This is a genomic window from Pseudomonas sp. DR48 (assembly GCF_019823085.1).
Classification (GTDB): Bacteria; Pseudomonadota; Gammaproteobacteria; order Pseudomonadales; family Pseudomonadaceae; genus Aquipseudomonas.
In genome coordinates this window covers 3,175,250-3,198,996 of sequence record NZ_CP081946.1, presented here as the reverse complement: position 1 = coordinate 3,198,996, position 23,747 = coordinate 3,175,250, and the positions used below count along the sequence as shown (strand labels likewise).

At 59.9% G+C, this 23,747-nt stretch carries 22 protein-coding genes; 5 read left to right on the top strand and 17 right to left on the bottom strand.

Annotated elements, in window-relative coordinates:
- Window positions 1-92: 92 nt before the first annotated feature.
- Complete coding sequence (locus K5K95_RS14350) at window positions 93-3,158, bottom strand: efflux RND transporter permease subunit (protein WP_222589954.1); 3,066 nt, start codon at window positions 3,156-3,158, stop codon at window positions 93-95.
- Window positions 3,159-3,164: 6 nt separating this feature from the next.
- A complete protein-coding gene (locus tag K5K95_RS14345; protein WP_222589953.1) occupies window positions 3,165-4,265 on the bottom strand; it encodes an efflux RND transporter periplasmic adaptor subunit in 1,101 nt (366 codons plus the stop codon).
- Window positions 4,266-4,358: 93 nt separating this feature from the next.
- Between K5K95_RS14345 and K5K95_RS14340 the strand changes: the two genes are divergently transcribed.
- On the top strand, window positions 4,359-4,994 hold the full coding sequence (locus K5K95_RS14340) for a TetR/AcrR family transcriptional regulator (protein ID WP_222589952.1): 636 nt from the start codon (window positions 4,359-4,361) through the stop codon (window positions 4,992-4,994).
- A gap of 124 nt (window positions 4,995-5,118) precedes the next feature.
- On the opposite strand, the gene K5K95_RS14335 is transcribed toward K5K95_RS14340, so the two are convergent.
- Window positions 5,119-5,901: a class I SAM-dependent methyltransferase gene (locus tag K5K95_RS14335; RefSeq protein WP_390899694.1), complete on the bottom strand. Its 783-nt coding sequence runs from the start codon at window positions 5,899-5,901 to the stop codon at window positions 5,119-5,121.
- Window positions 5,902-5,994: 93 nt separating this feature from the next.
- On the opposite strand from K5K95_RS14335, the gene K5K95_RS14330 reads away from it, so the two are divergent.
- Entirely contained in the window at window positions 5,995-6,591 is a 597-nt protein-coding gene (locus K5K95_RS14330; RefSeq protein ID WP_222589951.1) for an energy transducer TonB, read from the top strand.
- Window positions 6,592-6,678: 87 nt separating this feature from the next.
- Here the strand turns inward: K5K95_RS14330 and K5K95_RS14325 are convergent, their stop codons facing one another.
- From K5K95_RS14325 to ppc, 6 genes are all read right to left on the bottom strand, one after another.
- A complete protein-coding gene (locus K5K95_RS14325) occupies window positions 6,679-7,500 on the bottom strand; it encodes an oxaloacetate decarboxylase (protein ID WP_222589950.1) in 822 nt (273 codons plus the stop codon).
- Between the two features lie 33 nt (window positions 7,501-7,533).
- Complete coding sequence (locus tag K5K95_RS14320) at window positions 7,534-8,394, bottom strand: DUF72 domain-containing protein (RefSeq protein ID WP_222589949.1); 861 nt, start codon at window positions 8,392-8,394, stop codon at window positions 7,534-7,536.
- Window positions 8,394-8,699 (bottom strand): hypothetical protein, encoded by a 306-nt coding sequence (locus K5K95_RS14315; RefSeq protein WP_222589948.1) that lies wholly within the window; start codon window positions 8,697-8,699, stop codon window positions 8,394-8,396. The genes K5K95_RS14320 and K5K95_RS14315 overlap by 1 nt, the downstream gene beginning before the upstream one ends.
- Before the next feature lie 266 nt (window positions 8,700-8,965).
- The gene (gene tsaB, locus K5K95_RS14310) at window positions 8,966-9,640 is read right to left on the bottom strand and encodes a tRNA (adenosine(37)-N6)-threonylcarbamoyltransferase complex dimerization subunit type 1 TsaB (protein WP_090187910.1); all 675 of its coding nucleotides are present in this window, start codon (window positions 9,638-9,640) and stop codon (window positions 8,966-8,968) included.
- 93 nt (window positions 9,641-9,733) lie between these two features.
- Entirely contained in the window at window positions 9,734-10,381 is a 648-nt protein-coding gene (gene adk / locus K5K95_RS14305) for an adenylate kinase (RefSeq protein ID WP_027924949.1), read from the bottom strand.
- Between the two features lie 287 nt (window positions 10,382-10,668).
- Window positions 10,669-13,299, bottom strand: a complete 2,631-nt coding sequence (ppc, locus tag K5K95_RS14300) for a phosphoenolpyruvate carboxylase (RefSeq protein ID WP_222589947.1) — start codon at window positions 13,297-13,299, stop codon at window positions 10,669-10,671.
- 201 nt (window positions 13,300-13,500) lie between these two features.
- Here ppc and K5K95_RS14295 point away from each other — a divergent pair, with 201 nt between their 5' ends.
- The 3 genes from K5K95_RS14295 to K5K95_RS14285 all read left to right on the top strand — a co-directional run bounded on the left by K5K95_RS14295 (window position 13,501) and on the right by K5K95_RS14285 (window position 15,412).
- The gene (locus K5K95_RS14295) at window positions 13,501-13,845 is read left to right on the top strand and encodes a pilin assembly protein (protein WP_222589946.1); all 345 of its coding nucleotides are present in this window, start codon (window positions 13,501-13,503) and stop codon (window positions 13,843-13,845) included.
- A 309-nt stretch (window positions 13,846-14,154) separates the two neighbouring features.
- On the top strand, window positions 14,155-14,568 hold the full coding sequence (locus K5K95_RS14290; RefSeq protein ID WP_222589945.1) for a DUF4398 domain-containing protein: 414 nt from the start codon (window positions 14,155-14,157) through the stop codon (window positions 14,566-14,568).
- Window positions 14,569-14,623: 55 nt separating this feature from the next.
- Entirely contained in the window at window positions 14,624-15,412 is a 789-nt protein-coding gene (locus K5K95_RS14285; RefSeq protein ID WP_222589944.1) for an OmpA family protein, read from the top strand.
- 191 nt (window positions 15,413-15,603) lie between these two features.
- Here K5K95_RS14285 and K5K95_RS14280 read toward each other — a convergent pair whose 3' ends face one another.
- The 8 genes from K5K95_RS14280 to K5K95_RS14245 form a co-directional block, all read right to left on the bottom strand.
- The gene (locus tag K5K95_RS14280) at window positions 15,604-15,933 is read right to left on the bottom strand and encodes a hypothetical protein (protein WP_222589943.1); all 330 of its coding nucleotides are present in this window, start codon (window positions 15,931-15,933) and stop codon (window positions 15,604-15,606) included.
- Window positions 15,930-16,844, bottom strand: a complete 915-nt coding sequence (locus K5K95_RS14275) for an alpha/beta hydrolase (RefSeq protein ID WP_222589942.1) — start codon at window positions 16,842-16,844, stop codon at window positions 15,930-15,932. Before K5K95_RS14275 ends, K5K95_RS14280 begins: the two co-directional genes overlap by 4 nt.
- A 148-nt stretch (window positions 16,845-16,992) precedes the next feature.
- Entirely contained in the window at window positions 16,993-18,270 is a 1,278-nt protein-coding gene (locus K5K95_RS14270) for a flavohemoglobin expression-modulating QEGLA motif protein (protein WP_222589941.1), read from the bottom strand.
- Window positions 18,271-18,306: 36 nt separating this feature from the next.
- Window positions 18,307-18,867, bottom strand: coding sequence for a hypothetical protein (locus K5K95_RS14265; protein ID WP_222589940.1), 561 nt, complete (start codon window positions 18,865-18,867; stop codon window positions 18,307-18,309).
- A gap of 159 nt (window positions 18,868-19,026) precedes the next feature.
- Window positions 19,027-19,743 (bottom strand): TetR/AcrR family transcriptional regulator, encoded by a 717-nt coding sequence (locus K5K95_RS14260; protein ID WP_222589939.1) that lies wholly within the window; start codon window positions 19,741-19,743, stop codon window positions 19,027-19,029.
- 102 nt (window positions 19,744-19,845) lie between these two features.
- Window positions 19,846-21,348, bottom strand: a complete 1,503-nt coding sequence (lysS, locus tag K5K95_RS14255; protein ID WP_222589938.1) for a lysine--tRNA ligase — start codon at window positions 21,346-21,348, stop codon at window positions 19,846-19,848.
- Between the two features lie 71 nt (window positions 21,349-21,419).
- Window positions 21,420-22,515 (bottom strand): peptide chain release factor 2 gene (gene prfB, locus K5K95_RS14250; RefSeq protein WP_095920368.1). Its coding sequence is split into 2 segments (ribosomal slippage): window positions 21,420-22,442 and window positions 22,444-22,515, totalling 1,095 coding nucleotides; the frame shifts between segments, so codons are not numbered across the junction.
- Between the two features lie 222 nt (window positions 22,516-22,737).
- Window positions 22,738-23,739: a diguanylate cyclase domain-containing protein gene (locus K5K95_RS14245; RefSeq protein ID WP_222589937.1), complete on the bottom strand. Its 1,002-nt coding sequence runs from the start codon at window positions 23,737-23,739 to the stop codon at window positions 22,738-22,740.
- Between the last annotated feature and the right edge of the window lie 8 nt (window positions 23,740-23,747).

The following is a 23,747-nucleotide window of genomic DNA, read 5'->3' as shown; positions in this document are numbered from 1 at the left end:
GATGTCTCAAACACTCATAAAACCGAGTCTTGAGTACAGCACTCAGACCTCGCTGACTCAATATCAGAGAGGTCCGAGATTATCGTAGGAAATCAGACCGGCTCTTTCTTGACCCTGAACCAGGCCGCATACAACGCCGGCAAAAACAGCAGCGTCAGCGCCGTCGCCACGATCAACCCGCCCATGATCGCCACCGCCATCGGCCCGAAGAACACACTGCGCGACAGCGGGATCATTGCCAGCACCGCCGCGAGTGCCGTCAGCACAATGGGCCGGAAGCGCCGCACGGTGGCTTCGATGATTGCCTGCCACGGCTTGAGCCCGGCCGCGATGTCCTGCTCGATCTGGTCGACCAGAATCACCGAGTTGCGCATGATCATGCCGGACAACGCGATGGTCCCAAGCATCGCCACGAAACCGAACGGCTGACGAAACACCATCAGGAACAGCGTCACGCCGATCAAGCCCAGCGGCGCGGTCAGAAACACCATCACCGTGCGTGAGAAACTACGCAGTTGCAGCATCAGCAAGGTCAGCACTACCACGATGAACAACGGCACGCCGGCCTTCACCGAGTTCTGCCCGCGGGCCGAATCTTCCACGGTGCCGCCGACTTCCAGCAAGTAGCCATCAGGCAATTCAGCACGCACCGGATCGAGGGTCGGCAGGATTTGTTGCACCAGGGTCGCCGGTTGTTCCTTGCCATAGATGTCGGCGCGAACGGTCACGTTCGGCAGGCGATTTCGGTGCCAGATGATGCCTTCCTCGAAACCGTACTCAAGGGTCGCAATCTGCGACAGCGCCACGCTGCGGCCGTTGTCGGTCGGCACCGCCAGGCTTGGCAGCAAGGACAGCTCGGTGCGTTCATGCACGGTGCCCCGCAACAGAATCTCGATCAATTCGTTGTCTTCGCGATACTGACTGACGCTGGAACCGGTAAGGGAGCTTTGCAGGAACTTCGACAGGTTCGCCGTGCTCACGCCCAGCGCCCGGGCGCGGTCCTGATCGACGTTCAGATAAACGACTTTGCTCGGCTCTTCCCAGTCCAGATGGACGTTGGCCACGTGCGGATTCTCACGGACCTTGGCCGCGACTTTACGAGCCAATGCCCGGACTTCCTCGATGTGTTCACCGGTCACCCGGAACTGCACCGGATAGCCAACCGGCGGGCCGTTTTCAAGACGCGTGACCCGTGAACGCAGGGCCGGAAATTGTTCGTTGAGGGTTTCGATCAGCCAGGTGCGCAGGGTTTCGCGTTCCTCAATGGTCTTGGCCAGGACCACAAACTGGGCAAAGCTCGCCGCTGGCAGTTGCTGATCCAGCGGCAGGTAAAAGCGTGGCGATCCGGTGCCGACGTAGGCCACGTAGTTATCGATGCCGGCGTGATCCTTCAACAAACCTTCAAGGCGTTTAACCTCGTCGGCGGTGTTGCTCAGTGACGCGCCTTCCGCCAGTTTCAGGTCGACCATCAATTCCAGTCGGCCCGATGCAGGGAAAAACTGTTGCGGCACAAAACGGAACAGCACCACCGACGCGATAAACATCACCACGGTCAGGACGATCACTGTTTTGCGCCGCCGTACGCACCACTCCACCAGGCGCCTGACACGCTGATAGAACGGCGTGCCGTACGGATCGGGTTGATCGGTGCCATGTTTGGCGGCATGAATCTTCGCCAGGTCCGGCAGGAGTTTTTCCCCCAGGTACGGTACAAAAACCACCGCGGCAATCCACGAGGCCAACAGCGCAATGGTCACCACCTGAAAGATCGATCGGGTGTATTCGCCGGTGCCCGATTGCGCGGTGGCAATCGGCAAGAACCCGGCGGCGGTGATCAGCGTGCCGGTGAGCATCGGGAACGCGGTGCTGGTCCAGGCATAACTGGCCGCCTTGATGCGGTCGAAGCCCTGCTCCATTTTGATCGCCATCATTTCCACAGCGATGATCGCATCGTCTACCAGCAAGCCCAACGCCAGCACCAACGCGCCGAGGGATATCTTGTGCAGGCCGATCCCCAGGTAATACATGCAGGCGAAGGTCATCGCCAACACCAGCGGAATCGCCAGCGCCACTACCATACCGGTGCGCACGCCGAGAGAGAAAAAGCTCACCAGCAACACGATCGCCAAGGCTTCCACCAGCACCTGAACGAACTCGCCAACCCCGGTTTTCACCGCGGCAGGCTGATCGGACACCTTGCGTAGCTGCATGCCGGCCGGGAGGTTTTTCTGGATACGGTCGAACTCGGTTTCCAGCGCCTTGCCCAGCACCAGAATATCGCCGCCGTCCTTCATCGCCACGGCCAGACCGATGGCGTTTTCCGCCATGAAACGCATGCGCGGTGCCGGCGGATCGTTGAACCCGCGACGCACGTCAGCGACATCGGAAATGCGGAAGGTGCGATCTCCTACGCGGATAGGGAAGTTCTTGATCTCGTCGACTGTCTGAAAATTCCCCGAAACCCGTAGCTGCAATCGCTCGCTGGTGGTTTCAAAGAACCCGGCCGTGGACACCGCATTCTGCTCTTCGAGCGCTTGCTGTACCGCAGCCAATGGCAATCCGAGGGTCGCGAGCTTGACGTTGGAAAGCTCGATCCAGATCTTCTCATCCTGCAAACCGAGCAGGTCGACCTTGCCGACATCCTTGACCCGTTGCAGCTGGATCTGGATGCGGTCGGCGTAATCCTTGAGCACCGCGTAATCAAAGCCGTCGCCGGTCAGCGCGTAGATATTGCCGAAGGTGGTGCCGAACTCATCGTTGAAAAACGGCCCTTGAATACCGGGCGGCAGGGTCTGGCGAATATCGCTGATCTTCTTGCGAACCTGATACCAGAGGTCCGGTATTTCCACCGAGTGCATGGAGTCACGAGCAACGAAAGTGACCTGGGATTCACCCGGACGGGAGAACGAGACGATGCGTTCGTACTCACCGGTTTCCATCAGCTTCTTTTCAATGCGCTCGGTGACCTGGCGCGAGACTTCCTGCGCGGTGGCGCCTGGCCAGTTGGTCCGAATGACCATGGCTTTGAAGGTGAACGGCGGGTCTTCGCTTTGGCCGAGCTTGGTGTAGGAAAGTGCGCCAACGACCGCCAGCAGGATCATCAGGAACAGTACGATCTGGCGATTACGCAGCGCCCATTCGGAAAGATTGAAACCCATCGGGGATTACTCCTTGTCCGCCAGTTTGACCACGCGGTTGGAGCGATCCACCGGGCGCACCTGCTGCCCGTCATGAAGCACATGGACACCGGCGGCCACCACCCAATCGCTGGCGTTCAGGCCTTCGAGGACCGGCACGGTTTTCTCACCGAATGCGCCAACCCGGACCAGGGCTTTTTTCAGGGTATTGTTGGCGCCGAGCACCCAGACGTAGGTCGCACCGTTTTCTGCGGTGACGGCTGACAGCGGGACCGACAGCGACACCGCCTCGGCGGCCTGGATATACACCCGGGCACTCTGGCCAAGTTCGGCCGGAACCTTGCCGGCGGTAAAGGCAATGCGCGCGGCGAAAGTGCGCGATTTCGGGTCGGCCGCTGGCGACAATTCACGGATGCGCCCGGCGAAACGCTGATCAGGCTGGGTCCAGAGCTCAACCGATACCGGTTGACCGACCTTGAAGCGTCCAAAGCTCTGCTCCGGCAGGCTGATCAACACGTCCCGCTCGCCATCGGTAGCGAGGGTAAACACGGTTTGCCCGGCGGCCACCACTTGCCCGACTTCCACCGCGCGCTTGGCCACCACGCCATCCTGAGGCGCACGCAACACCGCGTAACTGGCCTGATTGGTCGACACGTTGAATTCGGCTTTGATTTGTTTGAGACGCGCTTCACCGGATCGGTAAAGGTTTTCGGCATTGTCGTACTGCGAGCGACTGACCATCTGGCGGTCCATCAGCGTTTTGTAGCGATCACGCTCGGCACGCACCATATTCAGATTGGCCTCGGCGGCGGCGACCTGGGCACGGGTGGCTTCCAGCTGCAGGCGTACGTCCTGTGGATCGAGTTCCGCCAACGGCTGGTCGGCCTTGACCCGCTGCCCCTCTTCGACCAGTCGTCGGCTGACTTTGCCGCCAATGCGAAACGCCAGGTCCGGCTCGTAACGAGCCCGCACTTCCCCCGGATAACTTTCCATTGCCTGGGCCGAAGGCTCCGGCTGCACCACCATTGCCGGGCGAGTGGTGACTTGAGGCGCCTCTTCATGGCCACACGCAGACAATAAAAACGCCAGAGCGACTGGCAACGCGAGGGGCAAGGCATAGCGGAACATGGTGAAGGACCTTTCGCTAATGGTGCTTGGAATAATTATACTTGCCAGTATGTTATTAATAGCAAACTCACCAGTCCAGTATTAAAGCGAAGAATGTCGAACAATCTTTCAGCACCCAATGGTCCGGGCCGCCCCAAGGATCTGGCCAAACGCCAGGCCATCCTCGACGCGGCGAAAACTCTGTTTCTGAGCAAGGGCTACGCCAATACCAGCATGGACGCCGTGGCGGCTGAGGCCGGCGTGTCCAAACTGACGGTCTACAGCCATTTCAACGATAAGGAGACGTTGTTCTCCGCCGCCGTGATGGCCAAGTGCGAAGAGCAGCTGCCGACGCTGTTTTTCGAATTGCCGGATGGCATCGCCGTGGAAACGGTGCTGTTGAATATCGCGCGCGGTTTTCATCAACTGATCAACAGCGATGAATCGGTGAACCTGCATCGGCTGATGATGGCCCTGGGCAGCCAGGACCCGAAACTCTCGCTGATCTTTTTCGAAGCCGGGCCGCAACGCATGCTGCATGGCATGGAGCGGTTGCTGAGCAAGGTTGATCAGAGCGGCGCATTACGCATCGATAAACCGCGCAATGCGGCAGAGCACTTTTTCTGCCTGCTCAAGGGCGCGGCGAATTTTCGCTTGTTGTATGGCTGCGGCGAGCGGTTGACCGGAGATGCGGCCGAGGAACATGTGCGGGAAGTGGTGGGTTTGTTTATGCGGGCTTATCGACCCTAGCGATGATCGTTCCCACGCTCTGCGTGGGAATGCAGCCCGGGACGCTCCGCGTCCCTTCAACAGCAGAACGCGGAGCGTCCGTTGAGGCATTCCCACGCAGAGCGTGGGAACGATCAGTGTTGAATCAGGGCTTGAGCGCTTTCTTCGGGTAAATGTCATACCGGCTCGATTTGCCATCCAGCGCATGGCTCGGTTTCGGCCCTTCAATGCACGGCGCCTTGCGCGGACGCTTGACCACCACCCGATGGCTGGCCAGTGCCAATGCGGCTTCCAGCAGTGCCGGCGCATCCGGGTCATCACCCACCAACGGTCGGAACAGGCGCATTTCCTTCTTCACCAACGCCGTTTTCTCACGGTGCGGAAACATCGGGTCGAGGTAGATCACCTGGGGCGGCTCCCCTTCCCAATTGCGCATCACCTCGATCGAATTGCCCTTGAGCAACTTCATCCGCGCCACGATCGGTGCCACGTCGAAATCTTCCGCGCCACGGGCCAGACCGTCTTCGAGCAACGCACCAATCAGCGGTTGGCGCTCGATCAGGCTCATCTCGCAGCCCAGGCTCGCCAGCACAAACGCATCCTTGCCCAGCCCCGCCGTGGCATCCAGCACCCGTGGACGCACGCCCTGCGCGATGCCAACCGCCTTGGCGATCATCTGCCCGGTGCCTCCGCCGAATAACCGCCGATGCGCGGCGCCACCTTCGACGAAGTCCACCCGCACCGGCCCCGGCGCGTCCGGCCCGAGCTGTTGCAGCTGCAATCCCTGCTCGCCCACCTGCAAGGCAAACTCGCCGTCATCCACTTGCAAAGGCAAGCCCAGGCGTTCGGCCCATTGCTCGGCTTGTGGCTGAAATGCCGGGGCCGAGGCCTCGACATGGATGCGGCAGGCCGCAGGTTGCTCAATCATGGGAAAACACGCTCAAAAAATTAATGATCGGCAAAAACGGCCGATAACAAAACTAACGAGCATTTTGCCAGAGCTGAGCGTCGACCGAGAAAAATGTCAGGCATTCAATCCACATCCGTAGGCTACATCTCGCGTCATGGCGATTATGGTCTGCGAAACTCTCAAGCACTGAGCGGCGTCAGTCACCTGTGGCAGGATTTTTTTGCCCAGGCCCTGGCCGATCAGTCGAGTGATGTGGTGCCGGTTGATCTCGAAAGCCCGGTCGAGCCGACCGTCGGCAGCGAACTGCTGGCGCACATCGTCAGCCAGCGCGAATGCGATGTGAAAGAAACCGAGGTCAAGCCGCCCGAGCCGCTGTTCCTGCCGATTGCCGAGTTCGAAATGGACCTGGCCGAGCCTTTCCCACCGTTTCCACCGGAAGAAATCGTCGCCCAGCAAAAACAGCAAGACTTCGAAAGCGGCTGGGTTCGTCCGATCGTGCTCACCGCCGGCCAGCAAGCCCCGGAAGCCGGCCCGGCGCCACAACCGCGTCCGCTGCACTTGCCAATCGCCGAATTCGAGATGGACCTGCTGGACAAGCCATTCCCGCCGTTCTCGCCCGAAGAACTGGTCGAGCAACAAAAAAACTTCGATTTCGATATCGGCTGGGCTCGCCCGATCGTGCTGCAGAACCTGCGCATCGCCGCCTGACTTTCAATGGCAAGCCGTTAGGCGATGGGCGGCGTTGCAGTCCAGGCTCAACACCACGCTGAGCAGGTCACCACCGAAACAGCACCGTCAGCCTTTGAACAATTGATTGGCCTTCGCATACGGCATGGACCTCGACGTGAACCCGAACGTACCCGACGTCTTGATCTCTTCAGCTGCGCGGAAAAACTCGCCATAGGCAGCCAACGCCAGCGCCGAGCCGACGCTGATGCGTTTTACGCCCATCTCGCGCAACTGCTCGACTGTCAGCTTGAGCCCGCCGGACATCAACACGTTGACCGGTTTCGGTGCCACGGCGCGAACCACCGCCAACACATCCTCAGCACTGCGCAAACCCGGCGCGTACAACACGTCGGCACCGGCCTCGGCGAAGGCCTGCAAGCGGCGAATGGTGTCGGCGAGGTCAGGATTGCCGTGCAGGAAGTTCTCCGCACGAGCGGTCAGCATGAACGGGAAAGACAAGCTGCGCGCCGCGGCCACAGCCGCTTCGATACGCGCCACGGCATGTTCGAAGCAGTAGATCGGCGCCTCTTCGCGACCCGTAGCGTCTTCGATCGAGCCACCGACGGCACCGGCCTCGGCTGCCCGCAAAATGCTCTGTGCGCATTCGGCCGGGTCGTCCGCGAAGCCGTTTTCCAGGTCCACCGCTACTGGCAGATCCGTCGCCGCGACAATCGCCCGAACGTTCGCCAGGGTGTCCTCCAGCGATAATCCGCCATCGGGGCGTGCATTGGAAAAGGCATAACCGGCACTGGTGGTCGCCAGCGCCTCGAAACCCAGGCTGGCGAGCATTTTCGCCGAGCCGGCGTCCCACGGGTTGGGAATGACAAAAGCGCCCTCGCGTTCGTGCAGTGCTTTGAACGCCTGGGCTCGAAGGGTTTGCGCATCCATTGGCAGGCTCCTGAAAAGGGGAACGAATCCGCCTCAGAGCAGGCCAAGTTGCTCGGCGGCGGGTTCTCTGTATAGCTCAGGCAGCGGCGCCAAGCCAGGCAAACGCAGCATCAGTTGTGCGTGGAAACGTTGCGCCAGCCTGGCCGCCAGCAGGTTATCTGCGGTGTGCAGGAAGATGTAGGGCGTACGGCCCTCTTCGATCCACAGGGCGATTTTCTCGACCCACGGCACCAGAAACGGATCGTTGGCTTCAAGCTGCGGATGGCCGATGAAGCGCACCTGCGGGAATTGGGTGAACGCTGCCGGGCGCGGCGGCACGTTGGGCTTTTTCGATTGCGCGTGCAGCACCGAGGGATCGGTTGAGGTGCAACTGAACAACGCGCGCGGATCAAGGCAAATTCGCTCGACGCCACGGTCGCGCAACAGGCGGTTGAGCATTCGCTCGCTGTCCCCTTTGGCGAAAAACTCGCTGTGGCGCACTTCCACGGCCAACGGTCGCTCCACGGCATCGATGAAGGCGGCGAGTTCGGGCAATCGTTGTGGCGTGAAGCTTTTCGATAATTGCAGCCACAACGGCGAAACCCGCTCGCCCAGCGGGCTGAGCAATTGCAGGAAGGTTTCGCTGGCGGTCAGTTGTTCGCGCAGGTCACCGCCGTGGCTGATGTCGCCGGGGAACTTGGCGGTGAAGCGAAAGTGTTCGGGCAGAATCTCGGCCCAACGCTGCACGGTGGTGGCAGCCGGGCTCGCGTAGAAGGTCGTGTTGCCCTCTACGGCGTTAAATACTTGGGAATAAAGATTCAGAAACTCGGCGGGTTTGGCGTCGGGCGGATAAAGAGAGTCGCGCCAGGCGTTTTCACTCCAGGACGGGCAGCCGAGGTAGTAAGGCAGCAGCATCAGATGTAAAGGTCGAGGCCCAGCACACCTGAATCCCAATCGACGAACCCGGCAGTGCTCAGGTAGCTGGCGAGTGCCGTGGCGACGCTTTTGCTCATGGCGCGATGGTAGATCATGTCTTGTTGACGAGCCGGCAGATTGCTCAGGCGTTGCGCGGAAGCTTTGGCAGCACGGGCGGCCAGTTGCTCTTCGGACGGAATCTCCAGCTCGCCGTCGATATCGACGTTGTCGTCATCCGCCACTGGCCCTTTGCGGGGTTTGCGCTTGATGGGGTACGACTGGGAGGAAAGGCCGTCTATACGCATGAGTACATGTCCGGTATCAGTGATGGCAGTTTAGTGGCGCATGACCCACTTCGCAAACCGCCGAGTGATAACTAGAACACATAAAGACAAAAAGGTTTAAAGGCCGAACGATAAATCGACGATTGGCTGAATTGAAACGCTGATTGTAGGCAGAACACTGACCTGTGGGAGCGGGCTTGCTCGCGAAGGCGGTGGGTCAGCCAACATTGATATTGGCTGACCCACCGCCTTCGCGAGCAAGCCCGCTCCCACACGGACCGCGTGGATCAACGCGCCTTGGGCGTCGCCACTTTATCGCGCAGATAAACCGGCTGCGCCTCATCTGCCACAATCGCTTCACCGCGTTCCCAGGCAAACCGCGCCAGCGTCAGCAGGTCTTCGGCGTGAGGCAGCATGCCCGCGTCCTGCCCGGTGAGGTTGACGGCGATGCGCTCGGCATAACCCCAACCAGTGCCCGCGCCAAACCAATCGCCGCTGGCGTCGGCAGGCAAGGCCGCCGCTTCCGGCGCCAGTACCGCTTCCTTGCCGACCAGGCGCATCTCCCCGGCCGTTTCGCGGTAGCAACCCCAATACACCTCATCCATCCGCGCATCGATGGCGGCCGCGACCTGGCTCACGCCGTGTTCGCGGTACGCCCGCTGTGCCAGCACCGCCAGGTTGGACACCGGCAGCACCGGGCGATCCAGCGCAAACGCCAGGCCTTGCACCACGCCAATGGCGATCCGCACGCCGGTGAACGCGCCTGGCCCGCGACCGAATGCAATGGCATCGACCGCTTGCAGCGTGGTCCCGGCATCGGCCAGCAGTTGCTGGATCATCGGCAGCAGCTTCTGCGCATGCAGGCGCGGGATCACCTCGTAATGGCTCGTGACTTTGCCTTCATGCAGCAAGGCAACGGAGCAAGCTTCAGTCGCGGTGTCCAGGGCCAGCAAGGTGCTCATCGATGTATCCGTAAGAGAGGTCAGAAAAAGTGCGCCAGTATAAACAACTACGGCCCGCAAGCGGGCCGTAGAAGATGAAGCGATTCAGACTTTTCAGCTCAGCGCTTCAAGCACCTTGCCGGTGATCGCTTCTACCGAGCCAACGCCTTCGACGTGGCTGTACTTCGGTTTGCCTTGAGCGGCGGACAGCTCCTGGTAAAACTTCACCAGAGGCTCGGTCTGGGCGTGGTAGACCGACAGACGATGACGCACGGTTTCTTCGGTGTCGTCTTTGCGCTGCACCAGCTCGTCACCGGTGATGTCGTCTTTACCGGCAATTTTCGGCGGGTTGTAGACGATGTGGTACACGCGACCGCTGGCCTCGTGAACACGACGGCCAGCGATACGCTGAACGATGTCTTCGTCTTTAACGTCGATTTCCAACACGTGGTCCAGCTCGACGCCGGCTTTCACCAGGGCTTCAGCCTGGGGAATGGTGCGCGGGAAACCGTCGAACAGGAAACCGTTGGCGCAATCGGCCTGGCTAATCCGTTCCTTGACCAGATTGATGATCAGGTCATCGGAAACCAGACCACCGCTGTCCATGACGCTCTTGGCGATCAGGCCCAGCTCGGTGCCGGCCTTGACCGCTGCACGCAGCATGTCGCCAGTGGAGATTTGCGGAATGCCGAATTTCTCGGTGATGAACTTAGCCTGAGTACCTTTACCGGCCCCGGGAGCTCCCAGCAGAATGACGCGCATCGATGTGCTCCTCAATTTTTATATGGATAACGTCAGATTCGCCTCGTGGGGCCAATCTCAAAAATAGGGTCGTGGCCGCCCAAACGGCCAAAGGCTGATCAAGATACACAGCAGGCCCGGACCACACAAGCCGCCGAAAGTCGGAGAAACCCCCGCCCAACGAGACCCTGGGACGGGGTGCCCCAAGTCGCAACCCCATCACTAACTGTCGCCTGGCCGCACGTTTTTGCCCCTCGCCCACAGGCCCTCGACGCTCGCGCCGAGGACCTCGCCCCACGACGAAAACCTTAGCCGGTATTTCGCAAACCGGCGGCAATCCCTGCCACAGACACCAGCAGCGCCTGTTCTACCGGGCTGCCCTGGGCCACGTCCTGTTGCCGCGAGCGCGCCAACAGTTCGGCCTGCAATAGATGAAGCGGGTCGAGGTAGGTGTTGCGCAAGCGGATGAATTCCAGGGTGTCTGGGCTATGTGCCAGTAGCTGAGACTGACCGGTCAACCCAAGGACAACAGCGCATGCCTGCGACAATAGGTCGCGTAAATGCGCACCCAACGGGAGCAAATCCGGCTCGACCAGACGCTCATCGTAGGATCGGGCGATGTCGGCATCGGCTTTGGCCAGGACCATTTCCAACATATCGATGCGCGTGCGAAAGAACGGCCATTGTTCGCGCATCTGCCCCAGCAATTCGCCCTCGCCGCGCTCCAGCGCCTTGCTCAGCGCCGCTTCCCAGCCCAGCCAGGCCGGCAACATCAGGCGCGTCTGCGTCCAGCCGAAGATCCACGGAATGGCGCGCAGGCTTTCGATACCGCCCGCGCGGCGCTTGGCCGGGCGGCTGCCCAGCGGCAAACGGCCCAACTCCTGCTCCGGGGTGGACTGGCGGAAGTACTCGACGAACTGGGGATTTTCCCGCACCACGGCGCGGTAGGCCTTGACCCCGTCCGCAGCCAGTTCGTCCATCAGATGGCGCCAGGCCGGTTCCGGGGGTGGCGGCGGCAACAACGTCGCTTCCAGCACCGCCGCCAGGTACAGATTGAGGTTTTGCTCGGCGATGTCCGGCAGGCCGAATTTGAAACGAATCATTTCCCCCTGCTCGGTGGTGCGGAAACGCCCCGCCACCGAACCCGGTGGTTGCGACAGGATCGCCGCGTGTGCCGGGCCGCCGCCGCGACCCACGGTGCCACCGCGACCGTGGAACAGCAGCAGTTCCACTTGCTGCTCGCGGCAGATATCGACCAGGCGTTCCTGCGCCCGATATTGCGCCCAGGCCGCGGCGGTGGTGCCGGCGTCCTTGGCCGAGTCGGAATAACCGATCATCACTTCCTGCGGCCCTTGCAGGCGCGAGCGATAGCCCGGCAGCAGCAACAGCTTTTCGATCACCGGCCCGGCGTTGTCCAGGTCGGCGAGGGTTTCGAACAGCGGCACCACACGCATCGGCCGCAGCACGCCGGACTCTTTGAGCAGTAGTTGCACTGCCAGTACATCGGAAGCGGCGCCGGCCATGGAGATCACATAAGAGCCGAGGGAAGCGGCCGGTGCGGCAGCGATTTCCCGACAGGTCGCGAGTACTTCTGCGGTGTCGGCCGACGGTTTGAAGTACGCCGGCAGCAGCGGCCGACGGTTATTCAACTCATTCATCAGGAAGGTGATGCGCTCTTCCTCGCTCCAGTCTTCGTAACGACCAAGCCCCAGGTAATCGGTGATTTCCGTCATGGCGGCGGTGTGCCGCGACGAGTCCTGACGCACATCCAGGCGCACCAGGAACAACCCGAACGTCACCGCCCGGCGCAAGCAATCGAGCAAGGGACCGTCAGCAATCACACCCATGCCGCACTCATGCAGCGAGTGGTAGCAAAGCTCCAGCGGATCGAGCAGGTCGCGGTTGTTTTGCAATACATCGGCGGGAGCAGGCGTCGTCGCGGTCAAGGAGGCGTGAGCCCAGTTGCGCGTCGCGCGCAGACGTTCGCGCAATTGTTTGAGTACCGCACGGTAAGGTTCGGCACTGTCGCCGGCCTTGGCTTTCAACGCATCGCTGGCCTGCTGCATCGACAATTCCGCAGCAAGATGATCGACATCGCGCACGTACAAATCGGCCGCCATCCAGCGTGCCAGCAGCAAGACTTCACGGGTCACGGCGGCCGTCACATTCGGGTTGCCGTCGCGGTCGCCGCCCATCCAGGAGGCGAAGCGAATCGGTGCGCCTTCCAGCGGCAGATGCAGGCCGGTGGCGTCATGCAGGGCTTTATCGGCCTTGCGCAAATAGTTGGGAATCGCCTGCCACAGCGAATGCTCGATCACCGCGAAACCCCATTTGGCCTCGTCCACGGGCGTCGGCCGGGTGCGGCGGATTTCTTCGGTGTGCCAGGCCTCGGCGATCAGGCGCTGCAATTTCGACTTGATCTGCTCGCGCTCGGCGGAGGTCAGGTCGCGGTGGTCCTGGGCAGCCAGTTGCGCGGCAATGGCGTCGTATTTCTGGATCAGCGTGCGCCGCGCCACTTCGGTCGGGTGCGCGGTGAGGACCAGTTCGATTTCCAGCCGTCCCAACTGACGGGCCAGGGATTCGGCGCTGTGGCCTTCGGCGCGCAGACGAGCGAGCAATTCCGGCAACACGCGCGCTTCGAACGGTGCGGGTTGCGACTCTTCGCGGCGATGAATCAGCTGATATTGCTCGGCGATATTGGCGAGGTTGAGAAACTGGTTGAACGCTCGGGCTACAGGCAGCAACTCTGCTTCGCTCAATTGGTTGAGACTGGCGCTCAGTTCAGCGTCCATCGAGCCGCGACGGTCAGCTTTGGCGCCTTTGCGAATCTGCTCGATCTTGTCGAGAAAGCCGTCCCCGTACTGGTCACGAATGGTGTTGCCCAACAGCTCACCCAGCAGGTGAACGTCCTCGCGCAAGCGTGCATCAATATCGGTCATCAGCAGTTCTCCAGCAAAAATTCCGGGCGGCCTAGAGCCTAAAGAGTGCCGCTCTAAAGCGGTTCTTACAAGCAATCGACGAAGGGACTTTAAACCTTGGGCGCAGAAGCTAGTCTCAAGTGTAAGCCGCACAACGGCTTCGGCCGGCCTTTGCCGGACACTGACACCGCCTGCCACGAGCAGGAGCGCAATGAGGTTTTTATGAAAATCCGTGAATTGGCTCAGCATTGGGAAGAAAACGCCAAGGGTCGACTGACCGATACCGGTTACAGAATTCATCTGGATGTGGAGGCTGCCGCACGGCTGGCGGCCATTATCGAGATGTACCCCAAACGCCAACCCGAAGAACTGCTTGGCGAGCTGATCGGCGCCGCGCTGGAAGAGCTGGAAAAGAGCTTTCCCTACGTGAAAGGCTCGACCGTGGTAGCCACTGACGAAGAGGGTGATCCGCTGTACGAAGACATTGGTCCGACCCCGCGTTTCCTCGCGCTGTCACGTCGGCACCTGCACGATTTATCGGCCGGTAGCGAGAAGCAGAAACATTGAGTTTTGCGCCGAACATGTGGGAGCACATTTGCTCCCACATGAGTTGTAATCCCCTTCATAAATTGAGTATTCCCAGCCTTGCAAAGGGTCGGGGATACCTCTGCATCTCGCCAAAGTTCCCGACCTAGAGCCTTGTCCGATCGGTCAAAGTTTTTTTCGGCTATTGGCCATCTTTTCTGAACTTTAAAAAAACCACTCGGGTCACACCCATTAACCACGCCTGGGACGGCCGTTTCAAAACACCCCGGAAATTGACGGTTACGGCTCCTTGCCCAGCATGGATTTTTCAGTTTTTCAGGAGTTTTACCAATGGAGTTGAAGACCATGAAGATCAGCACTGCCAAGTCCTCGTTCAATCATTTGCGCAGTCTGAAACTGGCTGCCCTGGCAATCGGCACCAGCTTCGTTCTGGCTGGCTGCGCCGGCAATCCACCGACCGAGCAATTCGCCGTGACGCAATCCGCTGTGAATAGCGCGGTCAGCGCCGGCGGCACCGAGTTCGCGGCTGTGGAAATGAAATCCGCGCAAGACAAGCTCAAACAATCCGAAATCGCCATGCACGACAAAAAGTATGACGAAGCCAGAATTCTGGCTGAACAGGCTGAGTGGGACGCTCGCGTAGCCGAACGCAAAGCCCAGGCGATCAAAGCCGATCAAGCTGTGAAGGACTCTCAGAAAGGCGTTCAGGAACTGCGTCAGGAAAGTCAGCGCACTGTGCAATAAGCGCGCATCCGGACCAAAGACTGAAGCTCTTATCGATAGAAAAGGACGAATGATTATGCGTAAGCAACTGATGATCCCCGCACTCCTGGCCGCAAGTGTTGCACTGGCTGCCTGCTCCACCCCGCCTAACCCGAACCTGGAACAGGCCCGCACCAACTACAGCGGCCTGCAGGCCAATCCGCAGGCGAGCAAAGTGGCGGCACTGGAAACCAAAGACGCCAGCGATTACCTGGACAAGGCCGACAAGGCTTATCAGGACAAGCAAGACCAGGCCAAGGTTGACCAACTGGCTTACCTGACCAATCAGCGTGTTGAAGTGGCCAAGCAGACCATCGCCCTGCGCACCGCTGAAGCCAACCTGAAAAACGCATCGGCCCAACGTGCCCAGGCTCGCCTGGATGCCCGCGATGCGCAGATCAAGCAGTTGCAGGACAGCCTGAACGCCAAGCAAACCGATCGCGGCACCGTGGTGACCTTCGGTGACGTGCTGTTTGCCACCGACCGTGCTGACCTGAAATCCAGCGGTCTGGTGAACATCAACAAACTGGCGCAGTTCCTCTCGGAAAACCCTGATCGCAAAGTGATCGTCGAGGGTTACACCGACAGCACCGGCACCGCTGACCACAACCAGTCGCTGTCCGAACGTCGTGCCGGTTCCGTGCGCATGGCCCTGGTGAAAATGGGCGTTGATCCAGCGCGCATCGTTGCCCAGGGTTATGGCAAGGAATACCCGGTTGCTGAAAATACCAGCACCTCGGGTCGTGCGATGAACCGTCGGGTGGAAGTGACCATTTCCAACGACAACCAGCCAGTGATCCCGCGTTCGGCAGTCAGCTCGAACTAAGCGTCACCCGCTGAAACACAAAAGCCCCGCCTGAGTCGATCAGGCGGGGCTTTTTATGTCTGGCGATCACCAAATCCTGTGGGAGCGGCTTGCTCGCGAAAGCGGTGTGTCAGTCAATGATGATGTCGACTGACCCACCGCTTTCGCGAGCAAGCCCGCTCCCACATTGATCTCTGTTGCAGTCAGACTGGTTACTGCTCAAGTTGCTGAGGCTTTTCCTGGCCCATGCAGCGCACGGCTTTTTTCTGATTGTTGACCAGTACGCCGGTCAGGCCTTTCTGTTCGGTATCAAACATCACCAGCACGCCATCGATGCACTGGGCCACTTGCGCCGCCGGTTCCAGGGAGACCTTGTAGTCTTCGCCGGGCACGGTCTTGAGCATGGTGAAATCGCTGAGCAGCAACGCGTCTTCGGGTTTGGCGAAGTGCAAATAACCGTAGAACCACAAGGCCCCGACGGTGCCGAGGATGCTGCAGATGCCGGTGATGATCAGCGGGATGGCGTTACGTTCTTCACTCATTGCGGACTCTCTGGTGGTTCATCTTCTGAATTCGGGGTGGCCGGGTAATTGGGAACTTCACCCAGGCGGCGCAGGCCGTTGAAATGCTGCGGGTCGTCAAGATAGCGCAGCATGACTTTGCGCCAGACCGGATCGGCGAACGTCTGCACATGACCGCCACGGGTCAGCTGCAGCACTCGCGGCGGCGGCGCAGCTTGATACAGACGGATGCCGTTTGAAAGGGGCACGATCGGATCGTCGATGCTGTGGTAGATCAGTTTTGGCACGCCGTTGAGCTGCGCCGCCGAGTTGATCGCGCTGTCGCCGTCCGGCACCAGCCAGGACAACGGCACCTGGAAAGCCCAGGTCAGCCAGGAGTGGCTCAGGGCGAACTGGCCGATATCGCGATAACTGGCGGGAACGCCGTCCAGGACCAGCGCCTTGAGTTGTTTCTGGCGTTCGGGGTGCTGGACCAGATAGTGCACCGCCATCGAGCCTCCGAGGCTCTGGCCAAGCAGGATCACCGGCTTGCCTTTGACCTCCGGCGCCTGATCGAGCCATTTGAACGCGGCATCGATGTCCTGATAGATCGCCGGCAAGCTCGGCTTCCCTTCGGACAAACCGTAGCCGCGATAGTCCACCAGCAGCACTTGATAGCCTTGTTTGGGCAACCACCAACTCCCACCGAGGTGCATCGGCAGATTGCCGCCGTTGCCGTGCAGATGCAGCACGGTGCCCTTGACCTCGACACCTTTTTTCGCCGGCAGCCACCAAGCGTTCAGCTTGAGGCCATCAGCCGTGGTCAGGGTCACTTCGCGGTAGTCGAGCTTGGCTTTTTCCGGTGTGAACAGCTGGCCGGGTTCGGGGTAGAACAGCAAGGAGCTGCAACCGCTCAAGGTCAGGAGAAGGCAAAGGATGCCGAGGATTCTCATCCGATGAAACCTCGCGAAAATGGAGTGGGAATACATCCCTCTTGTGGGAGCGAGCCTGCTCGCGATAGCGGTGCATCAGGCAACATCAATGTTGAATGATTAGGCGCCATCGCGAGCAGGCTCGCTCCCACAGGGGATCTCGTCATCGTTACAAAATGTTCGAGTAATCCGCTTCGATCCGGTCCAGGCTCAGGTGGTTGAGGAAGTTGGAGAAGCACATCCACGCCGACAGCGCGTTCATATCGCGGAACTGCTCCGGCAAATACTTGGGCGGCACTACCAGCCCTTCATCCACCAACTGACGCAAGGTGCGCATGTCTTCCAGCGTAGTCTTGCCGCAAAACAGCAACGGTATCTGCTCAAGCTTGCCTTTACGCACGGCCAACTGAATGTAGTTGTAAACCATGATAAAGCCCTTGAGGTAGGACAAGTCTTTGGTAAATGGCAGCCCATTGGGCACCGAACCACGGAAAACCCGGCTGGCGTTGCCGTAGCTTTCGGGCATTTCGAAGCCTTGCTCGCGGAAGAATTCGAAGACCTGCAGGAAGTCTGCGCCCTCCTCCACCATGTGAATGGCGCGGGTGCGGTTGGTCAGTTTGCGCAGGCGGCTCGGGTAGGAAGCGAAGGTGATGATTTCCATCAGGATCGCCAGCCCTTCCTGGGTCACCGTCGACGAGGGCGGGCCCTTGGACAGGAACGTGCAGATCGGCTGGTTCAGTCCGTTGAGCGTCGTGCCGACATGCACCAGCCCCTCGTGAACCTCCAGGGCGCGCACGTCTCGTTCGTTGAACATCGCGTCGGTGCGGATCTTGATGTAGTCGGCGCCGGCCGCCGCGTCGGCAACAATGCCATCGGACTCGAACACCCGAATGGTTTCCTCGGCCTCGCCAAACACCTTGCTCAACCGGGTTTGCAGTAATTGCACGGCGTCCTTGGCGGTGAGGATTTTCGGCTCGTCCTTCAGGTCACCCCGGCCATCAATGTTGTTCAGGTAGTCGGAGAGCATCAGGCCAAGGTCGGACAGCGTCGGGTCACCGGCGTGGAACGCGTCGGACGCAGCGCCGTACAACTCTTGTGAAATCAGGCCGAAATCCTCAGTGCCGCGCGCTTCGAGCATGCGCACCACCATCCGGTATTCCTTGCACATGCGACGCATGATCTGGCCGACCGGGTTGAACTGGCCAAGCTGGCGGGTGATGTCGCGTTCGATGTTCTGGAATTCCAGTTTCACTTTGCTGGAATCGAACGACAGCGGCCGGTTGAGGTAATAGTCGCGATCCACGGCCGGCATTTCCTTGCCCTTGGCCTTGAGGAAACCCTTGCGGATGCTGTCATCCCACTTCACCGCATCGAGGACACGAATCGGTGTCTGCGCCAGCACAATGCGATCGGACAAAATGCGTATCGTCTGCTGGTAATCGTCCACCCGAAACTCCTGTAGAAAAACCGTTACGTGCTGGTTTTATTTAACTTTAGCTTTGGCCAGGCGCTGATAGCGCACGGCCTCGACGAACACATCGGAATTGGCCGGATCATCGAGGTAAGCAAAGACCTGGTCCATGCTGTTGTCGATCAATACGCCGTCGCCGTCGTCGGTCTGGAAGCCTTCGCCACTCAGGACTTTTTGTCCGAGGGCCTGGTTGATCTGCTCGAGGTCGAGGTTATAGACCACCAGTTCGTGCTTATCGTTGAGCTCGAAACCCGCAATCGTGAAATGACCGCCGAACTGCGCCGGGACCTTCGCCGACAGGTACCAGCGGCTGCCATGGCGAGTCACGGTGAAGGGATAGGCTTCGCGCTCACTGGGTTTGGCCTTGAAATAGCTGACAGCCTGATAGCGATTGTCGCCCAGGCGCGTCAGCTCCAGATTCATCGGCTCGCCCCAGGCGTTGGTGCTTGTCCATTTGCCGAGCAGACCTTTGGGCGCGGGGTCGCTCGTGGACAGAGGCTCCTTGAAGGTCACCAGACAGCCACTGAGCAGCAGGAACGACAAGGCGATCACTACGACGCGCCAGGCTTTCATTCAACACTCCCTATGAACACACATCGCCCTCAAGTGACCACCAACCTTGTGGGAGCGAGCCTGCTCGCGATGGCGGAGTGTCAGGCAACAGAGATGTTGAATGTCAGACCGTAATCGCGAGCAGGCTCGCTCCCACAGGGATTCGCCTCCACTCAGGAATTACACCGACGCCAACACCAGATGCATGTAGCGGGTCAGGATACCGAGCATTTCGGCTTCGGCCACAGGCTCGGCGTCGTTGAGCAGGCCCTGATATTCCATCCGTCCGATAATGGCCGTCAACACTTTGGCATCCTGTTGTGGCTCACGGGACCCCAATACCTCGAAAAGCTGACACGTTCCCTGCAGCAGAATTTGCTGATGCGAGCGCACCAACAGCGCCAGGCGCGGGTTCAACAGCGCTTCCTGGCGGAAAGCCTGTTCGGCCATCAAGTGTTCGCGTCGGTTGATCAGTTGCCGGTGAACATAGTCCGCCATCAACCGGGCGATGTCGTCCGCCAATTGCGAGCGAGACTCGGGGCTGCCGTCGCCGCTGACCACCATCTCACGCAGCAGGCCTTCATTGTTCACCCACAGCTTGGCCATGAACGCGGCGCTGCGTTCCACGTATTGCGCGAAGGTATCGGTGAGCAAGTCATCGATATCCTTGAAGTAGTAAGTGGTGGCCGACAACGGCACATTGGCCTCGGCCGCCACCGCGCGGTGACGCACAGCCCGCACGCCATCGCGCACGACAATGCGCATTGCCGCATCGAGAATCTCCTGTCGACGCTGCTCGCTGCCCTGTCGGCTGGCCTTGCGGCCTTGGTACTGAACACTTTCGGCGACTGCAGTGGCGACATCCGCTGCACCCTCTTGAGCCATTGCACGGTTCACGACAGGTCTTCCTCACTTATTTCAAAAGTAACCATTTGATACGTTTGTACCAGACAGGCAATAAAAAGCCGCCTGTTTTAGGCGGCTTTTTAAATGAAACGTTTACGCTTGCGGCCGCATGTGCGGGAACAGGATCACGTCGCGGATCGACGGTGAGTTGGTCAACAACATCACCAGGCGGTCGATGCCGATCCCTTCACCGGCCGTTGGCGGCATGCCGTACTCCAGCGCGCGAACGAAGTCGGCGTCGTAGTGCATGGCTTCGTCGTCGCCAGCGTCCTTGTCCGCCACCTGCGCCATGAAGCGCTCGGCCTGGTCTTCCGCGTCGTTCAACTCGGAATAGGCGTTGGCGATTTCACGGCCACCGATGAACAGTTCGAAACGGTCAGTGACGCTTGGGTTTTCGTCGTTACGACGGGCCAGCGGCGAGACTTCGAACGGATACTGGGTAATGAAGTGCGGCTGTTCCAGCTTGTGCTCGACCAGCTCTTCGAAAATCATCACCTGCAACTTGCCCAGGCCTTCGAAGCCCAGCACCTTGGCGCCGGCCTTCTTGGCGATGGCACGAGCCTTCTCGATGTCGGTCAGGTCGTCAGCGGTCAGCTCGGGGTTGTACTTGAGGATCGAGTCGAACACCGACAGACGCACGAACGGTTCGCCGAAATGGAACACCTTGTCGCCGTAAGGCACGTCGGTGCTGCCCAGAACCAGCTGCGCCAACTCGCGGAACAGTTCTTCGGTCAGGTCCATGTTGTCTTCGTAGTCGGCGTAAGCCTGGTAGAACTCCAACATGGTGAATTCAGGGTTGTGACGCGTCGAGACGCCTTCGTTACGGAAGTTGCGGTTGATCTCGAACACTTTCTCGAAGCCGCCGACAACCAGACGCTTGAGGTACAGCTCAGGCGCGATCCGCAGGAACATTTCCATGTCCAGCGCGTTGTGGTGAGTTTCGAATGGCTTGGCCGCAGCGCCGCCAGGAATGGTTTGCAGCATCGGCGTTTCGACTTCGAGGAAGTCGCGCTTCATCAGGAAGCTGCGAATGTGCGCAATCACTTGCGAACGCACGCGGAACGTCTGGCGCACGTCTTCGTTGACGATCAGGTCAACGTAGCGCTGACGGTAGCGTTGTTCGGTGTCGGTCAGGCCGTGGTGCTTGTCCGGCAGCGGGCGCAGCGACTTGGTCAGCAGGCGCACTTCGGTCATTTCAACGTACAGGTCGCCCTTGCCGGAACGGGCCAGGGTGCCAACGGCTGCAATGATGTCGCCCATGTCCCAGGTTTTTACCGCGGCCAGGGTTTCTTCGGACAGGGTTTTACGGTTGACGTAGACCTGGATGCGACCGGTCATGTCCTGGATCACCATGAACGAGCCACGGTTGAGCATGATGCGACCGGCAACCTTGACCGGGATCGCAGCCTCTGCCAGCTCTTCCTTGGTCTTGTCCGCGTACTGTTTCTGCAAGTCTTGGCAGTAGTTGTCGCGGCGGAAGTCGTTGGGGAAGGCATTGCCCTTGGCGCGCTCGGCAGCAAGCTTTTCCTTGCGCAGGGCGATCAGGGAGTTTTCTTCCTGTTGCAGGGCTTGCGGGTCGAGTTCTAGGTCGCTCATGTCTTTAAAAATTCCATCACAGGTTCGTTGCCCCCACCGATGGCGGGGGACTTAGGGTCTTGACTGACGGTTTACAGCCCTTGTTTGAGGCTCGCCACCAGGTATTCGTCGATATCGCCGTCGAGCACCTTGTCGCAGTCACTGCGTTCGATGTTAGTGCGCAAATCCTTGATTCGCGACGCATCGAGCACGTAAGAGCGAATCTGGTGACCCCAGCCGATGTCCGACTTGGTGTCTTCCAGGGCCTGGGAGGCGGCATTGCGTTTCTGCACTTCCTGCTCGTACAAGCGCGCCCGCAACATTTTCATCGCGGTGTCTTTGTTGGCGTGCTGGGAGCGTTCGTTCTGGCAGCTGACCACGGTGTTGGTCGGTACGTGGGTAATCCGTACGGCCGAGTCGGTGGTGTTTACGTGCTGACCACCGGCACCGGAGGAGCGGTAGGTGTCGATGCGCAGGTCCGACGGGTTGATGTCGATTTCGATGTTGTCATCGATTTCCGGCGACACGAACACGGCCGAGAACGAGGTGTGGCGGCGGTTGCCGGAGTCGAACGGGCTCTTGCGCACCAGACGGTGCACGCCGATCTCGGTGCGCAACCAGCCAAAGGCGTATTCGCCCTTGATATGCACCGTGGCGCCCTTGATCCCGGCGACTTCACCGGCCGACAGTTCCATGATGGTGGCGTCGAAACCGCGTTTGTCGGCCCAGCGCAGGTACATGCGCAGCAGGATGTTGGCCCAGTCCTGGGCCTCGGTGCCGCCGGAGCCGGCCTGGATGTCCAGGTAGGCGTTGTTGGCGTCCATTTCACCGCTGAACATGCGACGGAATTCGAGCTTTTCCAGCGACTCGCGCAGGCGCTCGACTTCGGCAGCGACGTCATCGACGGCGGCCTGGTCTTCTTCTTCGGCGGACATCAGCAGCAGGTCTTTGGCGTCGGCCAGGCCTGAATGCATTTCGTCGAGGGTTTCGACGATCTGGGCCAGCAGCGATCGCTCGCGGCCCAGTTCCTGAGCGTACGACGGGTTGTTCCAGACAGACGGATCTTCAAGCTCGCGATTGACTTCAGTCAGACGCTCATGCTTTTGATCGTAGTCAAAGATACCCCCGAATAGTTTCGGAGCGCTCGGACAGGTCCTTGATACTGTTAAGGATCGGGTTGATTTCCATGGCGGGCAGCACTCGTTGGCGAACTTTTTAAAGCCGGCGAGTATAACGTAATCAGGTTGTAACAGCAGCCCGCCTGGCGGCTTTAGGGGCGAATGGTTTGTACCGCACAACCCTGTGGGAGCGAGCCTGCTCGCGAAGGCGGTGTGTCAGGCAACAAAAATGTTGAATGTTGATCCGCCATTGCGAGCAGGCTCGCTCCCACAATTCGAACCAAGTCGATCCTTATTCGATCCCCACCTGATTACGCCCATTGTTCTTGGCCCGATACAGCCCCTTGTCCGCCGCCGAAATCAGTTGCCGGCAATCGCTGCCCGGCTGCGGGATCATGGTCGACAAGCCGATGCTGATCGTCAGGCTTGAGCCTTCGGTGGGGGCAATGTGTGGAATCTTCAGCCCGGCCACGGTCAGGCGCAGTTTTTCCGCCACCAGTCGTGCACCGCCCGGCGTGGTATTGGGCAGCACCAGGGCGAACTCTTCACCCCCATAACGCGCCGGCAGGTCCGAAGGTCGCGCACTGGCATCGCGGATCGCCGTGGCGACTTTGCGCAAGGCTTCGTCGCCTTCCAGGTGGCCAAAGCTATCGTTGTAGGATTTGAAATAGTCAACGTCGATCATCAGTAACGACAGTTGCGTCTGGTCGCGCAACGAACGGCGCCATTCCAGTTCCAGGTATTCATCGAAGTGCCGGCGGTTCGACAGTCCGGTCAAGCCGTCGGAGTTCATCAACCGCTGCAACACCAGATTGGTGTCGAGCAACTGCTGCTGGCTGACCCGCAGCGCGCGGTAAGCCGCGTCGCGCTGCAACAACATCATGTAGGAGCGCGAGTGATAGCGGATACGCGCCACCAGCTCGATGTTGTCCGGCAGCTTGACCAGGTAATCATTAGCCCCGGCGGCAAACGCCGCGCTTTTGATCAGCGGGTCTTCCTTGGTCGACAGGACAATGATCGGAATGTCCTTGGTCGCCGGGTGATTGCGGTACTCGCGCACCAGGCTCAGGCCGTCGAGGCCCGGCATCACCAGGTCCTGCAGAATCACCGTCGGCTTGATGCGGACCGCCTGCGAGATGGCTTGATGCGGGTCGGCGCAGAAGTGGAAGTCGATATTGTCCTCGCTCGACAACCCTCGGCGCACCGCCTCACCGATCATCGCCTGGTCGTCTACCAACAGCACCATGGCGGCGTTTTCGTCGGTTTTGAAGTCGTCGAGCTGTAAGTCAGTCATGTGCAGTC

What these genes read in the sequence shown, in the direction of transcription:
- K5K95_RS14335 (WP_390899694.1), bottom strand. Translation starts at nt 5,901, where the DNA reads ATGATTGAGCAACCTGCGGCCTGCCGCATCCATGTCGAGGCCTCGGCC.
- tsaB (WP_090187910.1), bottom strand. Translation starts at nt 9,640, where the DNA reads ATGAGCACCTTGCTGGCCCTGGACACCGCGACTGAAGCTTGCTCCGTT.
- K5K95_RS14265 (WP_222589940.1), bottom strand. Translation starts at nt 18,867, where the DNA reads ATGAAAGCCTGGCGCGTCGTAGTGATCGCCTTGTCGTTCCTGCTGCTC.
- K5K95_RS14325 (WP_222589950.1), bottom strand. Translation starts at nt 7,500, where the DNA reads ATGGATGCGCAAACCCTTCGAGCCCAGGCGTTCAAAGCACTGCACGAA.
- K5K95_RS14350 (WP_222589954.1), bottom strand. Translation starts at nt 3,158, where the DNA reads ATGGGTTTCAATCTTTCCGAATGGGCGCTGCGTAATCGCCAGATCGTA.
- K5K95_RS14340 (WP_222589952.1), top strand. Translation starts at nt 4,359, where the DNA reads ATGTCGAACAATCTTTCAGCACCCAATGGTCCGGGCCGCCCCAAGGAT.
- K5K95_RS14280 (WP_222589943.1), bottom strand. Translation starts at nt 15,933, where the DNA reads ATGAGTGAAGAACGTAACGCCATCCCGCTGATCATCACCGGCATCTGC.
- K5K95_RS14330 (WP_222589951.1), top strand. Translation starts at nt 5,995, where the DNA reads ATGTCAGGCATTCAATCCACATCCGTAGGCTACATCTCGCGTCATGGC.
- K5K95_RS14320 (WP_222589949.1), bottom strand. Translation starts at nt 8,394, where the DNA reads ATGCTGCTGCCTTACTACCTCGGCTGCCCGTCCTGGAGTGAAAACGCC.
- K5K95_RS14275 (WP_222589942.1), bottom strand. Translation starts at nt 16,844, where the DNA reads ATGAGAATCCTCGGCATCCTTTGCCTTCTCCTGACCTTGAGCGGTTGC.
- K5K95_RS14295 (WP_222589946.1), top strand. Translation starts at nt 13,501, where the DNA reads ATGAAAATCCGTGAATTGGCTCAGCATTGGGAAGAAAACGCCAAGGGT.
- K5K95_RS14345 (WP_222589953.1), bottom strand. Translation starts at nt 4,265, where the DNA reads ATGTTCCGCTATGCCTTGCCCCTCGCGTTGCCAGTCGCTCTGGCGTTT.
- K5K95_RS14245 (WP_222589937.1), bottom strand. Translation starts at nt 23,739, where the DNA reads ATGACTGACTTACAGCTCGACGACTTCAAAACCGACGAAAACGCCGCC.
- ppc (WP_222589947.1), bottom strand. Translation starts at nt 13,299, where the DNA reads ATGACCGATATTGATGCACGCTTGCGCGAGGACGTTCACCTGCTGGGT.
- lysS (WP_222589938.1), bottom strand. Translation starts at nt 21,348, where the DNA reads ATGAGCGACCTAGAACTCGACCCGCAAGCCCTGCAACAGGAAGAAAAC.
- K5K95_RS14315 (WP_222589948.1), bottom strand. Translation starts at nt 8,699, where the DNA reads ATGCGTATAGACGGCCTTTCCTCCCAGTCGTACCCCATCAAGCGCAAA.
- adk (WP_027924949.1), bottom strand. Translation starts at nt 10,381, where the DNA reads ATGCGCGTCATTCTGCTGGGAGCTCCCGGGGCCGGTAAAGGTACTCAG.
- K5K95_RS14290 (WP_222589945.1), top strand. Translation starts at nt 14,155, where the DNA reads ATGGAGTTGAAGACCATGAAGATCAGCACTGCCAAGTCCTCGTTCAAT.
- K5K95_RS14285 (WP_222589944.1), top strand. Translation starts at nt 14,624, where the DNA reads ATGCGTAAGCAACTGATGATCCCCGCACTCCTGGCCGCAAGTGTTGCA.